Annotated in this window: 10 protein-coding genes; 6 read left to right on the forward strand and 4 right to left on the reverse strand. The window is 69.4% G+C overall.

Going from position 1 to position 13,986, the window contains the following annotated elements; translation table 11 throughout:
- Positions 1 to 144 precede the first annotated feature (144 nt).
- From OSC30_RS09765 to prmC, 3 genes are all read left to right on the forward strand, one after another.
- The gene (locus tag OSC30_RS09765) at positions 145 to 2,826 is read left to right on the forward strand and encodes a M1 family metallopeptidase (protein ID WP_267171651.1); all 2,682 of its coding nucleotides are present in this window, start codon (positions 145 to 147) and stop codon (positions 2,824 to 2,826) included.
- Positions 2,827 to 3,129: 303 nt separating this feature from the next.
- Complete coding sequence (locus tag OSC30_RS09770) at positions 3,130 to 7,221, forward strand: hypothetical protein (RefSeq protein WP_267171652.1); 4,092 nt, start codon at positions 3,130 to 3,132, stop codon at positions 7,219 to 7,221.
- Complete coding sequence (gene prmC, locus OSC30_RS09775; RefSeq protein WP_267171653.1) at positions 7,214 to 8,038, forward strand: peptide chain release factor N(5)-glutamine methyltransferase; 825 nt, start codon at positions 7,214 to 7,216, stop codon at positions 8,036 to 8,038. The genes OSC30_RS09770 and prmC overlap by 8 nt, the downstream gene beginning before the upstream one ends.
- A 271-nt stretch (positions 8,039 to 8,309) precedes the next feature.
- Here prmC and dxs read toward each other — a convergent pair whose 3' ends face one another.
- Positions 8,310 to 10,199 (reverse strand): 1-deoxy-D-xylulose-5-phosphate synthase, encoded by a 1,890-nt coding sequence (gene dxs, locus OSC30_RS09780; RefSeq protein ID WP_267171654.1) that lies wholly within the window; start codon positions 10,197 to 10,199, stop codon positions 8,310 to 8,312.
- 129 nt (positions 10,200 to 10,328) lie between these two features.
- On the opposite strand from dxs, the gene OSC30_RS09785 reads away from it, so the two are divergent.
- Positions 10,329 to 10,865, forward strand: coding sequence for a low affinity iron permease family protein (locus OSC30_RS09785; protein WP_267171655.1), 537 nt, complete (start codon positions 10,329 to 10,331; stop codon positions 10,863 to 10,865).
- Between the two features lie 26 nt (positions 10,866 to 10,891).
- On the opposite strand, the gene OSC30_RS09790 is transcribed toward OSC30_RS09785, so the two are convergent.
- Positions 10,892 to 11,488 (reverse strand): HNH endonuclease, encoded by a 597-nt coding sequence (locus tag OSC30_RS09790; RefSeq protein ID WP_267171656.1) that lies wholly within the window; start codon positions 11,486 to 11,488, stop codon positions 10,892 to 10,894.
- A gap of 255 nt (positions 11,489 to 11,743) precedes the next feature.
- Between OSC30_RS09790 and OSC30_RS09795 the strand changes: the two genes are divergently transcribed.
- Both OSC30_RS09795 and OSC30_RS09800 read left to right on the forward strand, forming a co-directional pair.
- Positions 11,744 to 12,487 (forward strand): SapC family protein, encoded by a 744-nt coding sequence (locus OSC30_RS09795; protein WP_267171657.1) that lies wholly within the window; start codon positions 11,744 to 11,746, stop codon positions 12,485 to 12,487.
- A gap of 230 nt (positions 12,488 to 12,717) precedes the next feature.
- Positions 12,718 to 13,065 (forward strand): GFA family protein, encoded by a 348-nt coding sequence (locus OSC30_RS09800; RefSeq protein ID WP_267171658.1) that lies wholly within the window; start codon positions 12,718 to 12,720, stop codon positions 13,063 to 13,065.
- On the opposite strand, the gene OSC30_RS09805 is transcribed toward OSC30_RS09800, so the two are convergent.
- The gene (locus tag OSC30_RS09805; protein WP_267171659.1) at positions 13,062 to 13,328 is read right to left on the reverse strand and encodes a hypothetical protein; all 267 of its coding nucleotides are present in this window, start codon (positions 13,326 to 13,328) and stop codon (positions 13,062 to 13,064) included. The two genes, OSC30_RS09800 and OSC30_RS09805, sit on opposite strands and share 4 nt — an antisense overlap.
- 70 nt (positions 13,329 to 13,398) lie before the next feature.
- Complete coding sequence (locus tag OSC30_RS09810; protein ID WP_267171660.1) at positions 13,399 to 13,872, reverse strand: GNAT family N-acetyltransferase; 474 nt, start codon at positions 13,870 to 13,872, stop codon at positions 13,399 to 13,401.
- Between the last annotated feature and the right edge of the window lie 114 nt (positions 13,873 to 13,986).

Raw genomic sequence — 13,986 nt, forward strand, 5'->3', positions numbered from 1 at the left:
CGATCCGGGCAATGCCGCATGTGCATGCGGCCGGTCCGTCCTTCACGCCGCCAGCAGGCCGGGCCATGCCTTTTGGCACTGTGTCGCAAGTCATGTGCCGCCTAGCTTCGGAATGTCTTCACAGTCCCCTGGGGAAACCAAACCATGCGTCGTCTCGTCAAACCGCTCGTGCTCACCGCGCTCGCCGCCTGTTGCGGCGCCGCCTTCGCCGCTACCGTCGACCAGGTGCCGCACGGCAAGCTGCCGCGCTGGGCGGTGCCGGAGTCCTATTCGCTGTCGTTCAAGGTCGATCCGGCGCAGAAGCAGTTCTCCGGCGCCACCACGATCAAGGTCGAACTCAAGCAGGCTTCCGACCATATCTGGCTGCATGGCCAGGACCTCGAGGTCTCCAAGGTCAGCGTGACCGATGCGGCCGGCAAGACGCACACCGCCAAGTACGTCGAGGCGGCACCGAAGGAAGGTGTGGTGCGGGTCGACTTCGGCGAGACGCTCAAGCCGCAGGAGCTGACCCTGCGTTTCGACTACACCGCGCCGCTCAACATGCAGTTGCAGGGCCTGTACAAGGTCAGCCATGAAGGCGTGCCCTATGCGATGACGCAGATGGAGCCCATCAGCGCGCGCTACGCCTTCCCCGGTTTCGACGAGCCGGACTTCAAGACGCCGTTCGACATCAGCCTGACCATTCCCCAAAACGAAGAGGGCGTCGCCAACACCAAGCAGGTCAAGGAAGTTCCCGCTGGCGACGGCTGGAAGACGCTGACCTTCTCCACCACCAAGCCGCTGCCGACCTATCTGGTCGCCTTCGGCGTGGGCCCGTGGGACATCGTCGCCGGCCCGGACATTTCGCCCGACGCCTACCGCGCCACCCCGTTGCAGCTGCGTGGCATCGCCGCCAAGGGCGAGGGCCATCGCATGCAGCACGTGCTGTCGGAGACGCCGAGCATCATCCACGCGCTGGAGGACTACTACGCCTTCGGCTATCCGTGGGACAAACTCGACCTGCTCGCCGCGCCGGACTTCGCCGCCGGCGCGATGGAAAACGCCGGCCTGGTCACCTTCCGCGACTGGCTGCTGCTGCTCGATCCCGATTCCCCGGCGCGGTACGTGCGCAGCTCGTTCAACGTCAATGCGCACGAGCTGGCCCACCAGTGGACCGGCGACACTGTGACCACCGCATGGTGGAACGACATCTGGCTCAACGAGGCCTTCGCCACCTGGATGCAGCAGAAGGTGACCATGAAGGTGCATCCGGAATACCGCGCGGACCTCGACCGCGTGCGCGGTGCGCAGTATGCCATGGACAACGACAGCCTGGTCACCGCGCGCAAGATTCGCCAGCCGATCACCGGCAACGGCGACATCGCCACCGCGTTCGACTCGATCACCTACCAGAAGGGCGCCGGCGTACTCGGCATGTTCGAGGGCTACGTGGGCGAGAAGACCTTCCGCAACGGCATGCGCCAGTACATCCAGGACCACAAGTTCAGCACCGCTACCGCCGACGACCTGGTGGACTCGATCGCCAAGGCGGCCGACAAGGGCGAGAACTTCAAGCAGGCGTTCAAGAGCTTCCTCAACCAGCCCGGCGTGCCCTACGTGCAGACCCAGCTGATGCAGAAGGACGGCCAGACCGTACTCAAGCTGAGCCAGAGCCGCTACCTGCCGATCGGCAGCAAGGGCAACGCCAACCACGTCTGGGGCGTGCCGGTGTGCGTGCGCTACGGCACCGCCGACGGCAGCAAGGTCAACTGCGAACTGCTGGAAAAAACCCACGGCACCCTTGCGCTGCCGGGCGCCAGCGCCGGCACCTGGGTCATGCCCAACGCCAACGCCAGCGGCTATTACCGCTTCAGCATGGACAAGAACGACCTGGCGCGGCTGGGCGACCAGATCAGCCACCTGACCGACGCCGAACAGCTGGCCTACGCCGACGCGGCCGAGGCGAGTTTCCACCACGGCGACATCGACGCGGGCGACCTGCTGGCCGCGCTCAAGCCGCTGACCGCCTCGCGCGTGCGTGAAGTAGCCACGGCGCCGATGAGCAGCTTCGCGTGGATCAACCGCCACCTGGCCAGCACCGACGCCCAGCGCAACGCGCTCGACGCCTGGGCCAAATCGGCGTACCTGCCGCGCATGGAACTGCTGGGCTATCACCGCAAGGCGGGCGAGCCCGATGGCGACTCCCTGCTGCGCAGCACGCTGGCCGGATTCCTGGCGCTCGACGTCAAGCTGCCGCAGGTTCGCGCCGAACTGCTCAAGCAGGGCGACGCCGCGCTCAAGCGCAAGGCCGATGGGCACCTGAAGCTCGATGCGGCCGATCCGGACCTGCTCGACAGCGCGCTGGCGGTGGCGGTTCAGGAGCATGGCAAGAGCGCGGTCGATGCGCTCATCGCCGAGCTGCCCAAGACCTCGGACCCGGCCCAGCGCAACGCCATGCTGTCGGGTTTGAGCGCGGTCGAGGATCCGGCCCTGGCCGAGCAGGTGCGCAACTTCGCGCTGAACAAGCAGGTCAAGGTCGGCGAAATGGCCGCCCTGCTGCGCGGCAGCCGCGAGACGCGCACCCAGCGTGACGCAATGTGGAAGTGGGCCGTCGGCCACTACGACCAGATCGTCGCCCGCACCGGCAGCTTCGCCGGCGGCCGCCTGCCGAGCCTGATGGGCGGCGGCGGCTGCTCGCAGGCCGAAGCCGATCGCCTGCAGGCGTTCTTCAAGACCCGCGCCAAGGATGTCACCGGCGCCGAACGCGGCCTCGCGCAGACTGCCGAGCAGACCGTGCTGTGCGCTGCGTTGAAGGACAAGCAGGATCCGGAGGCGATCCTGCACTGAAGCCACGGCCCGAAGGCCAGCAAGCAAACGCCGGGCGGCAACGCCCGGCGTTTTTTTCTTTGGAGCGCTGCTCAGAGCGGCGCACGTGAGCCCTCTCCCTCCGGGGTGAGGGGTGGGTGAGGGGCCAAGGCTTGCGGGGAATCTCGCTTTACCGCGCCGTACCCAATGAAGGCACCCGATCGCCATCGTTGTCGCAAGTGTGCGCCCCAAACCAGTCGCCCCCTGATTAGGCACACACCCCACGCGCCCTTCACGTTCCACCTAAACTGTGCCGCGCCCCTCTGGGCGAACAGGGAGAGACGCATGCGGGCTCGATCGGGATGGTGGTGGGTGCTGGGTTTGCTGTTGGCCGCGCCGGCATGCGCACAGCAAGTGCCGCCGCCGCTACGCGACTGGCAGGACTGGGTGCTGCACGACGTGCCGGCGCATGCCTGCCCGCGACTGGTGGATTCCCCTGGCCAGGGCGAGGCCTGGCAGTGCGCCTGGCCCGGTCGGCTCACGCTGAACGCCGATGCGGACGGCGGACGATTCACCCTCGACGCGCACGCCGATGCCCCTTCATGGATCGCCTTGCCGGGCGACGCGCGCAGCTGGCCTGCAAAGGTGCAACTCGATGGCCAGCCGGCCGTGGTGCTGGAGCGGAACGATCAGCCAATGGTACGCGTGTCGCCCGGCGACCACCGCCTGCAGGGCCAGCTGCCCTGGCAGGCGCGACCGGCGCGCCTGCACGTGCCCGACGCGATCGGCCTGGTCGACCTCGTGCTGGACGGCAAACCGGTCGCGCGGGTCCAGCGCGACGGCGAGCAGCTGACCCTCGGCGAAGCCGCCGCCGCCCAGCGCGTGGCCGATGCATTGTCGCTGCGCGTCGATCGCCGATTGGCCGACGGCCTGCCGCCGACCTTGCAGACGCAGCTGCGCTTCGATGTCACCGGCAGCGCCCGCGAACAGCTGCTGGGCCCGGTGCTGCCGGCCGGCTTCGTCGCCACCGCCCTGGATGGCGAACTGCCCGCGCGGCTGGAAAGCGACGGTCGCCTGCGCGTGCAGCTCAAGCCCGGCCGCTGGACCATCCCCCTCGACGCGCGCGCCACCGCCCCGCTCGCGCGCATCGCCATCGAGCTGCCGCCCGCTCCGTGGCCAAAACAGGAAATCTGGAGCTACGCCGATCAACCGGACCTGCGCAGCAGCCACGCCGAAGGCGCCGCCATCGACGCGGCTCAGGCGGGCGTGCCCCGGGCTTGGCGCGAACTGCCGGCGTTCGTGATGGGCACCGGCGCCGCGCTCACCGTGCAGCCGGGCGAGCGCGGGGCAGGGCAGGACGATCGCCTGCGCCTGTCGCGGCGGCTGTGGCTGGACTTCGACGGTAAGCACCTGGGGGTGGACGATCGCCTGCAGGGTGAATTGCACCGTCAGCGCCTGGAAGTGGGCGCGTCCTGGCAGCTGGAGCGCGCGGCACAGGACGGCGAACCCCTGGTGGTCAGCCGCGGCAAGGACGGCCGCAGCGGCGTGGAAGTACGCAGCGAAAAGCTCGACCTGGGCGCCGGCCTGCGCGTGCGTGCGAACGGTGCCATGCCGGTCACCGGCTGGAACGTGCCGCTGGAACGCATCGACGCGACCCTGCAGTTGCCGCCCGGCTATCGCCTGCTTGGCGCCCCAGGCGCGGACCGCTCGCCCGATTCATGGCTGGCGCAGTGGAGCCTGCTGGACGTGTTCGGGGTGGCGCTGATCGCACTGCTGGCCGGCCGCCTGCTCGGCTGGCCGTGGGCGCTGCTGGCCGCCGGTTTCCTCGCGCTGGCGCAGCACGAGGCGGGCGCGCCGCGCTGGACGCTGGCGTTACTGCTTGCCCTGGCGCTGCTGCTGCGCGCGTTGCCGGAAGGCCGCCTGCGCCGCGTCGCCAATGTCGCGGCGCTGGCGGCCTTTGCACTGGTCGCACTGCTGACGTTGCCGTTCCTCGCTGCGCAACTGCAATATGCCTTGCATCCCCAACTGCAACCGGTCGGGACGCACGCGGGTAAGACGTTGTACGCGCCGGTGCGGGAAGCCGCGCCCGTGGGTCCACCGCCCCCGCCTCCGCCGGCGCCCATGGCCCCGCCGCAGGACATGGTGGCGACCGTCCAATCCCTTCCTTCCGTCGCTCCATCGGCCGTCAACGGCTCGGGCGCCGTCAGCCCCGAGCCGTCGATAAGACCTCCGTTCGCCCCAGGCGCGCGGGGCATCGGCGTGCCGGCTTCAAGCCATCCTTCGATGGAAGGTCGCAGCTTGATCCAGGCCGGCACGGGCACGCCCGGCTGGCGCCTGGGAAGTAGCTACCACCTCGGCTGGTCCGGCCCGGTCACGCCACAACAGACCTTGCGCCTGGTGATCGCCCCGGCCTGGTTGGTGAGCCTGCTGCGCGTACTGATGGTCGCGCTACTGGCCGCCTTGCTGGCGCGTTTGCTGCCTGCGCTGCTGGCGCCCTGGCGTGGGCGACAGCAGCGTGGACGGGGCGCTGCCGCGGCGGCGTTGCTGGCACTGGCGCTGATGCCGTGGCATGTCCACGCCCAGGCGATGCCGAGCCAGACGCTGCTCGACCAGCTGCGCGACCGGCTGGTCGAGGCGCCCGTCTGCGCGCCGTCCTGCGCGAGCCTGCCGCAGGCGCGCGCCGTGCTGGCGGGCGACACGCTCGATCTCGCCCTGCAGGCGCATGCCGGCGCCATCGTGGCGCTGCCGCTGCCGGACACCTCGCTGCCGCTGCTTGCGGTGACGGTCGACGGCCGTCCGGCCGTGCTGGCGCGACGCGGCGGCGATCAACTCTGGCTGCGGCTGGAGCCGGGCGTGCACGAACTGGCATTACGCTACCGGCTTGATGGCACCGACAGCGCGCGCCTGCGCTTCGCCCTGGCGCCGCAGCGGGTCACGGTGCAGGCCGAGGGCTGGGCCGCCGATGGACTGGACGCCGATCGCCTGCTCGGCGACAGCCTCGCCTTCGATCGCCAGCGCATCGCTGCCGACGGCGAAACCGCCACGCCCGCGCAGGACTTCCCACCCTACGTGCGGCTCACCCGCCGCCTCGTGCTGGGCAACGAATGGACGGTGTGGAACGAGGTCGAGCGCATCGCGCCGCAGACCGGCGGTTTCAGCGTCGCGCTACCGCTGCTGCCGGGCGAGCATCCGCTGGGCGCCGACGCGCCGGTGCGCGACGGCCACATCCAGCTCGCCTTCAACGCCGGCACGGACAGCATCGGCTGGAGCAGCCGGCTCGACCGCGCGCCCGAACTGCATCTGACCGCACCCGCGCTGGGCGAGCGCGCCGAGGTCTGGGAGATCGACGCCGCGCCGATGTGGCACGTCGAGACCCATGGCGTGCCGGCCAGCGACGGCGACGGGCTGCGTTTCCAGCCACTGCCAGCCGAGCAGCTTTCGCTGGCGATCACCCAGCCGCCCGCGGTCGCCGGGGGCACCCTGGCCTTCGACAGCGTGAACGTGCGCAGCGCCACCGGCGAACGCGCGACCGAAACCACGTTGGTGCTGGACGCGCGCAGCACCCGCGGCGGCGAGCACGCGCTAGGCTTGCCGGCCGGCGCCGAACTGCTGCAGGCCAGCCGCGACAGCGAACGCCTGCCACTGGCCATACGCAACGGCACGGTATCGCTGCCGCTGCTGCCGGGCACGCATCGCTATGAGTTGCGCCTGCGCGAGACTGGCGGCGCCGCGCTGCACACCCGTTCGCCGGCCGTCGCACTGCACGCGCCGGCGGCCAACATCGACCTGATCCTGCAACTGCCGCAAGACCGCTGGGTGCTGTGGACCTGGGGTCCGGGGGCCGGCCCGGCGGTGCTGTACTGGGCGCAGCTGATCGTGCTGCTGATCGCCGCCTGGCTGCTTTCGCGCTATGCGCCGACGCCACTGCGCTTCGGGCACTGGCTGCTGCTGGGGCTGGGCTTCTCCGCCTTCGCCTGGAGCGCCTACGCCGTGGTGGTGGTCTGGCTGGTCCTGCTCGGCCTGCGCGCGCGCGCGGCCACCACCGCGTGGCGCACTGGCGTGTTCGACCTGATGCAGGTCGGTCTGGTGCTGCTGACGGCGGTCGCGCTGGCGGTGTTGGTGGCCGCCGTCCCCGGCGGCCTGCTCGGGCAGCCGGACATGCACATCGCCGGCATGGGCTCCAGCGCCGCGCAACTGCGCTGGTTCGCCGACCGCAGCGCCGACGCGCTCCCGCGCGCCGGTGTGTTCAGCCTGCCGCTGTGGACCTACAAACTGGCCATGCTGGCCTGGGCGCTGTGGCTGGCCAACGCGCTGATCGGCTGGCTGCGGTGGGGTTTCGAGGCCTGGTCGCGCGATGGGTACTGGCGTCGCGACAAGCCACAGCCGGCGATGCCGCCGCAACTGCCCACCGCCACGGAGACGCCACCCGATGCCTGACCTGCGCCAACTGCGCGCCGCCGCCATCGCCCGCCTGGGCGACCGCGTCGAGGCGGACATCCTGCTGGCGCACGCTCTGGGCAAGCCGCGCAGTTGGCTGATCGCGCACGCCGACGACGCGGTCGATCCGGCCGGCGCTTCGGCGTTCGCTGCGCTGGTGGAACGCCGCGCGGCCGGAGAGCCGGTGGCTTATCTCACCGGCCGGCGCGGCTTCTGGACGCTGGAGCTGGAAGTGACGCCGGCCACGCTGATCCCGCGCCCGGAAACCGAGTTGCTGGTCGAGCTGGCGCTGGCGCGATTGCCACAGGACGGCTCGCCGCGCGTGGTTGACCTGGGCACCGGCAGCGGCGCGGTCGCGCTGGCGATCGCGCGCGAATGTCCGCACGCGCGCGTGCTCGCCACCGATGCCAGTGCCGCGGCGTTGGCGGTCGCACGGCGCAACGCCGGCACCAACCAGCTGCGCAGCGTGGCGTTCGCCGAGAGCGACTGGTTCGATGCGCTGACGGGCGAGCGTTTCGACCTCATCGTCTCCAACCCGCCCTACATCGCGGCGGACGATCCGCACCTGGGCCAGGGCGACCTGCGCTTCGAACCGGCCAGCGCGCTGGCTTCGGGCGGCGACGGCTTGGACGACATCCGGCGCATCGCGGGTGGTGCGCGGGCGCATCTGGCGGCCGACGGATGGCTGTTGTTCGAGCACGGCTGGGACCAGGGCGCGGCGGCGCGCGGGTTGCTCGAGGCGGCCGGCTACCGCGAGATATTCACGGCGCGAGACCTGGAGCAGCGCGACCGGGTGAGTGGTGGTCGGGCCGCCTGACGGCGGCGCGATGCTTTTTGCAGGAGCTACTTGTGGGCGTTGCTCTTATGCCTGACCGCACTGCCAAAGCATCGCCCACAAGTGGGCTCTACAGTGTCGTCGGAAGCTTGTAGAGTTATTTCGAGGCCGCCACACGCCGCGCTCCCGCGTCAGCCGCAGTGGCCGATGTACGGATCGCAAGGGTTCCCGAAGACGATCCGCGGTCGCGCACGAGTGCGCTCCTACCGCGTGGCGAACGCCCTTGCAGGAGCACCCTTGGGCGCGGCCGCCGTCAGCCCGCGTTGGCCGCGACGTTCGCCAACTGCGGGAACCGCGCGCGGATCGCGTTGCGGATGCCGGGAAGGTCCAGGCCGGCCATGGAGAGCACTTCGTCGCGGCTGCCGTGCTCCAGATAGGCGTCCGGCAGGCCCAGGTGCAGCACCGGTTTGACGATGCCATGCGCGGCCAGGCACTCGGCCACGCCGGAACCGGCGCCACCGGCGATCGCGTTGTCCTCCAGCGTCACGAAGGCGTCGTGCGTCCGGGCCATCTCAAGGATCATCGCCTCGTCCAGCGGCTTGATGAAACGCATGTTGACCAGCGTGGCGTCCAGTTCGGCGGCCACCACCGCGGCGGGCGAAAGCATGGCGCCGAAGCAGAGAATGGCCAGGCCATGCCCGCGCCGGCGCAGTTCGGCCTTGCCGATCGGCAGCGTGTCCAGTTCCTTGCGCACGGCGGCGCCGGGGCCGGTGCCCCGCGGGTACCGGATCGCCGCGGGACCGGCGTAGCCGAAGCCGGTGCTGAGCATCATCCGGCATTCGTTCTCGTCGGCCGGCGCCATGATCAGCATGTTCGGCAGGCAGCGCAGGAACGACAGATCGAAGCTGCCCGCGTGGGTGGCGCCGTCCGGGCCGACCACGCCGGCACGGTCGATCGCGAAGGTCACATCCAGGTTCTGCAGCGCCACGTCGTGGATCGCCTGGTCGTAGGCGCGCTGCAGGAAGGTGGAGTAGATCGCCACCACCGGCTTGGCGCCCTCGCAGGCCATGCCGGCGGCCAGCGTCACCGCGTGCTGCTCGGCGATGGCCACGTCGAAGTAGCGCTGCGGGTATTCCTTCGAGAAACGCACCAGGCCGGAGCCTTCGCGCATCGCCGGCGTGATGCCCAGCAGCCTTTCGTCGGCGGCGGCCATGTCGCACAGCCAGTCGCCGAAGATGTCCGTATAGGTGGGTTTGGCCGGAGCACCTTTCTTGACCAGGCCGGCGACCGGATCGAACGGACCGACCGCGTGGTATTCGATCTGCGCCTGCTCGGCCGGGGCGTAGCCCTTGCCCTTGGTGGTGATCACGTGCAGCAACTGCGGGCCTGGCAGGCTCTTGACCGTACGCAGCGCGCGCAGCAGCGCCGGGATGTCGTGGCCGTCGATCGGGCCGGTATAGTGGAAACCGAGCTCCTCGAACATCGTCGAGGGCAGGAACATGCCCTTGGCATGCTCCTCCCAGTTCTTGAAGAAGCGGCCGAAGAACGATTGCCGCGGAATCGCCTTCTTGGCCCGCTCGCGCACGGCGTTGAGGCGGCGGCTGGCCATGGCGCGGGCCATCATCTTGGTCATCGCGCCGACGTTCTCGCTGATCGACATGCCGTTGTCGTTGAGCACCACCAGCATGTTCGGCTCGACGTCGCCGCCGTGGTTGAGCGCCTCGAAGGCCATGCCGGCGGTCATCGCGCCGTCGCCGATCACCGCCACCACCTTGCGGTCGTCGCCCTTGCGCTGCGCGGCGATGGCCATGCCCAGCGCGGCCGAGATGGAGGTCGACGAATGGCCGACGCCGAAGGTGTCGTATTCGCTTTCCTCGCGCCGCGGGAACGGCGCCAGGCCGCCCTTTTTCTTGATCGACGTGATGCGGTCGCGCCGGCCGGTGAGGATCTTGTGCGGGTAGCACTGGTGGCCGACGTCCCACACCAGGCGGTCGCGCGGCGTGTCGAACACGTGATGCAGCGCCACGGTCAGCTCGACCACGCCCAGGCCTGCGCCGAAGTGGCCGCCGGAACTGGCAACTGATTCGATCAGGTACTGGCGCAGTTCGTCGGCCACCGCGGGCAACTCGGCGTCGGATACGCGGCGAAGGTCGGCCGGCGCGTCGATGCGGGCCAGGTGGGGGTAGCGGGAAACGTCGATCATCCGCCTATTGTTGGCCCAGCCGAAGGGCGGGGCAAGGGCGGCGACGTGAACGGCTGCGGGCCGCATGCACGCCGGGCATACAGATTGCTGCGCAAGCTGAAGCCCAGTTCGTCTCCTGGGACGCCACCCATGTCCACATTGTCGAAGGCCTTCCGCAACTTCGCCGAGGCGACCGCCCGCCACGCGGGCAGGCCGGCAGCCTTTCTCCTCGCCGCGCTCGTCATCATCGTCTGGGCTGTCACCGGGCCGATGTTCGGCTTCAACGATACCTGGCAGCTGGTGATCAATACCGGCACCACGATCGTCACCTTCCTGATGGTGTTCCTGATCCAGAACAGCCAGAACCGCGACAGCGCCGCCCTGCAGATCAAGCTGGACGAACTTATCCGCACCAGCCGTTCGCACAACGCCATCCTGGACGTGGACAACCTCGACGAGGAGGCGCTCGAGCGCATCCGCGAGAACTACCGCAAGCTGGCCCACAACAAGGAAGAGGAGGCGCGCCAGAGCCGCCGCGCCGGTTCCCGCGCCCGTCGGGAGGACGAGTCGGACGAGGCCTGCGAGGAGGTCAAGGAGATCGACCGCGAGCTGGCCAAGGCCAGCGCCGATCACGCCGAGGCGGAAGGCGCCGAGGCCGGGGAGAAGGACAAGGAAGAGAAAGCCTGAGGGCTGTCGGCAGGGAGGCCGGCCTTTCAGCCCATCGCCCGGCGGCGATCGCGCGGCAAGTGGCTGACCAGGAACTCCATCTGGTCGGCCAGGATGTTGCGGTTGGACAGAATCAGGTGTTCCACCCAACTGGGCCGGTATGGTACCGCCAGCAGCGGCATGTGCGCCTGCTGCGGCGTGCGGTTGGACTTCTTCAGGTTGCAGTTGAGGCAGGCGCTGACCACGTTCTCCCATTCGTCCTTGCCGCCGCGCGAGACCGGTTCGACGTGGTCGCGGGTCAGCTCGCCGCGGGAAAACTGGTTGCCGCAGTACAGGCACAAATGGCGGTCGCGGGCGAACAGCGCGGTATTGGTCAGCGCCGGCGCCGGGTCGATGGCGTGGTCCCGGCAGTGGCCGGTGCTGGCCACGATCGGGTGCAGGTCCAGCTTGCTGCGCTCGCCGCGCGCGCGATTGTGGCCGCCGTGCACGGTCAGGCAGGGGTCGCCCAGGGTCCAGGCCACCGCTTCGCGGACGTAGAGGCAAACGGCGTCCTGCCAGCTGATCCAGTCGAGGATCCGGCCGGCGGCGTCCAGCGACAGCACCCGGGTCGCGTTCAGATCCGGGCGCGGCACTTCCATCAGCATGCGGATTCCTTCAGCCAGTTCGTGAGAATGCGGGCAGAGGCGGGGCAGCGATGCGCTCGTCGGGTCCAGCATAGCCCAACTGTGCCGTGCCGCGCGCGGTAAGCATTTGACGCGCTTGGCAGATCGGTTCCCGCGGCGGCCATTCGCCCGGGCGGGGCAGGCGCTGATATAGTCACAGGTTCGCAACCCGACGCCGGGTTTGGGAGGGGGAGCCAGTGGCGGCGACCCCGGCACGGCGGGGCAGAGGTAAGAGACGTGGCTGAAGTACTTTTCTACGAGCGCCCGGTGCCGCTCAACCGCACCCAGCACAAGGACCTGCGCCTGAAGAGCATGTCCGGCGTGAAGTTCGCGGCGGTCGCGCATTCGGTGCCGCTGACTGGCGCGGAGTTCCCGATGGCCGCACGCGACGTGCCGATCCTGTTCGCCGGCCAGAACATCGAAGACGCCGGCCCGATGGCATTGCTGGGCCTGCGCCAGAACGAGAACCTGCTGGTGGACGAGAACGGCCACTGGGCACAGGGCGTCTACGTGCCGGCGTTCGTGCGCCGGTATCCCTTCATCCTGGCGGAAAAGCCCGCTGGCACCGAAGGCGACGACTTCACCGTGTTCCTCGACGAGGCCTACGAAGGCTTCAGCCAGGACGAGGGCGAGCGCCTGTTCAAGGACGATGGTAGCGACAGCGAGATGCTGGCCAACGCCGTCGGCTTCCTGGGCGAGTTCCAGCAGCACGTGGCGCGCACGCACTGGTTCATGGACCAGTTGCGCAAGCACGACCTGCTCGAGCCGCGCAACGTGCGGCTGGAGAAGGACGGCAACGCGATCAACCTCAACGGCCTGTTCGTGGTCAACGAGGAGAAGCTGCGCAAGCTCGACGAGAAGACCACCCACGAGTTCCTCAAGGAAGGCGTGCTGGGCTGGATCTACGCGCACCTGCTGTCGCTGCCCAACATCGACCGCCTGGCGCAGCGCCTGGGCCAGCGCGAGAGCGCCCAGGCCTGAGGCGACCATGCCCGCCGCCGGGGGCGGCGGGCATCGGAATCCGCGTAATGCACTCTTGAAGGATGGCGCGATGCGCCATCCTTTTTTTCGTGGCGGCTGGGATCTCCGGCTACCGGACGTTGCGCCGCTCCACGGCCGTATCCCGGCTCAAGGGCTCGGCCGGGCGAAGCTTTCGGCCTTTGCATGGGCTGCTGCCCGGACGATACTCGAGCGTCCTCCAGGAGACCGCCATGCGCTACCACGGAAGCTGCCACTGCGGCCGCATCGCCTACGACGTCGAAGGCGAGCTCGACAAAGCGATCGACTGCAACTGCTCGCACTGCAGCCGCAAGGGCTACCTGCTGTGGTTCGTGCCGCGCGAGCAACTCGCGCTGGCCACGCCCGAGCAGGACATGTCCACCTATACCTTCAACAAGCACGCCATCGAACACCGCTTCTGCCCCACCTGCGGCTGCGCCCCGTTCGGCCTGGGCAACGCGCCCGACGGCACGGCCATGGCCGCGATCAACGTGCGCTGCCTGGAAGGGGTGGAACTGGCCGGGCTTCCGCGCGTGCCGGTGGATGGCCGCAGCTTCTAGCCCGGTGAGGCGGGCTTGCCACCGCCGCGTGCCGGTTCGCTGGCCGGGCTGCGCCCGAGCTGCGGGGGCGCCCGCCGTTGCGGGGTGACGACGACATCGCGGGCTTTTCGTTCCTGCGCCCGCCGAAGCTCGTTGGCATGGTGGAACGCCAGCAGCCGGGCGCGGATCTGCGGCGGTGCGTACAGCAGGTCGCAATCGGCCCGCGCGGGACCGGCGGCGGTCAGCAAGGCGGCAAGGGCAAATGTCAGGGGCAGTCGGGACATGGCAGGGCTCCTGCGGGGGATCTGCCATCCTGCGGCTGGCGGACAGCCGTGACCCTCCGGATCCTGCGCGTCAGCGCACCGGCTTGACCATCCGCAACAGGTCGACGCCGTAGCCGGCGGCCTCGTAGATCGCGCGGGCGCGCTCGTTGCCCGGGAACACGGCCAGCGTGACCAGCGCGCAGCGGTGTTCGCGTGCCCATTGCTCCGCGTGTTCCATCAGCGCCTTGCCCACGCCGCGGCCTTCGTAGGCCGGCGCCACGGCGAGGTTGTTGACGTGGCAGTTGGTGCGGCCGGTGAAGAAATCCTGCGTCTTGCGCAGTTCGATGAAGCCGGCCACCGTGCCCTGGTCGTCCTCGGCGACGAACAGGAAGTCGTTGGCGGTGCCGTCCTCCAGATGGCACAGCAGATCCTTGCGGATGCCATCGATGCATTCGTGCCGCTTGCGCCAGGATGGCAGCGGGAAATCCACGAAGCGCGGGACCAGCCCGAGGATGAAATCGTCGTCGTCTTCGGCCAGACGGATCAGGAAGCGGTTGTCGCTCATGCGGCGGTCGTTCGTTGGCAACGATGGGAGCGGTTCTACACCGAGCGGGCGCGATGGGGAAGCCCCATCCGGCGTTCGGCGTCGACGTTCCTGGGCGGCAAGCCAGCTCTTGGG

It is taken from the genome of Frateuria hangzhouensis (assembly GCF_026410505.1).
Classification (GTDB): Bacteria; Pseudomonadota; Gammaproteobacteria; order Xanthomonadales; family Rhodanobacteraceae; genus Frateuria_A; species Frateuria_A hangzhouensis.

Coding starts and splice junctions, on each gene's coding strand:
- OSC30_RS09785 (WP_267171655.1), top strand. CDS start 10,329: ATGTCCACATTGTCGAAGGCCTTCCGCAACTTCGCCGAGGCGACCGCC.
- OSC30_RS09810 (WP_267171660.1), bottom strand. CDS start 13,872: ATGAGCGACAACCGCTTCCTGATCCGTCTGGCCGAAGACGACGACGAT.
- OSC30_RS09800 (WP_267171658.1), top strand. CDS start 12,718: ATGCGCTACCACGGAAGCTGCCACTGCGGCCGCATCGCCTACGACGTC.
- OSC30_RS09790 (WP_267171656.1), bottom strand. CDS start 11,488: ATGCTGATGGAAGTGCCGCGCCCGGATCTGAACGCGACCCGGGTGCTG.
- OSC30_RS09805 (WP_267171659.1), bottom strand. CDS start 13,328: ATGTCCCGACTGCCCCTGACATTTGCCCTTGCCGCCTTGCTGACCGCC.
- prmC (WP_267171653.1), top strand. CDS start 7,214: ATGCCTGACCTGCGCCAACTGCGCGCCGCCGCCATCGCCCGCCTGGGC.
- OSC30_RS09770 (WP_267171652.1), top strand. CDS start 3,130: ATGCGGGCTCGATCGGGATGGTGGTGGGTGCTGGGTTTGCTGTTGGCC.
- dxs (WP_267171654.1), bottom strand. CDS start 10,199: ATGATCGACGTTTCCCGCTACCCCCACCTGGCCCGCATCGACGCGCCG.
- OSC30_RS09765 (WP_267171651.1), top strand. CDS start 145: ATGCGTCGTCTCGTCAAACCGCTCGTGCTCACCGCGCTCGCCGCCTGT.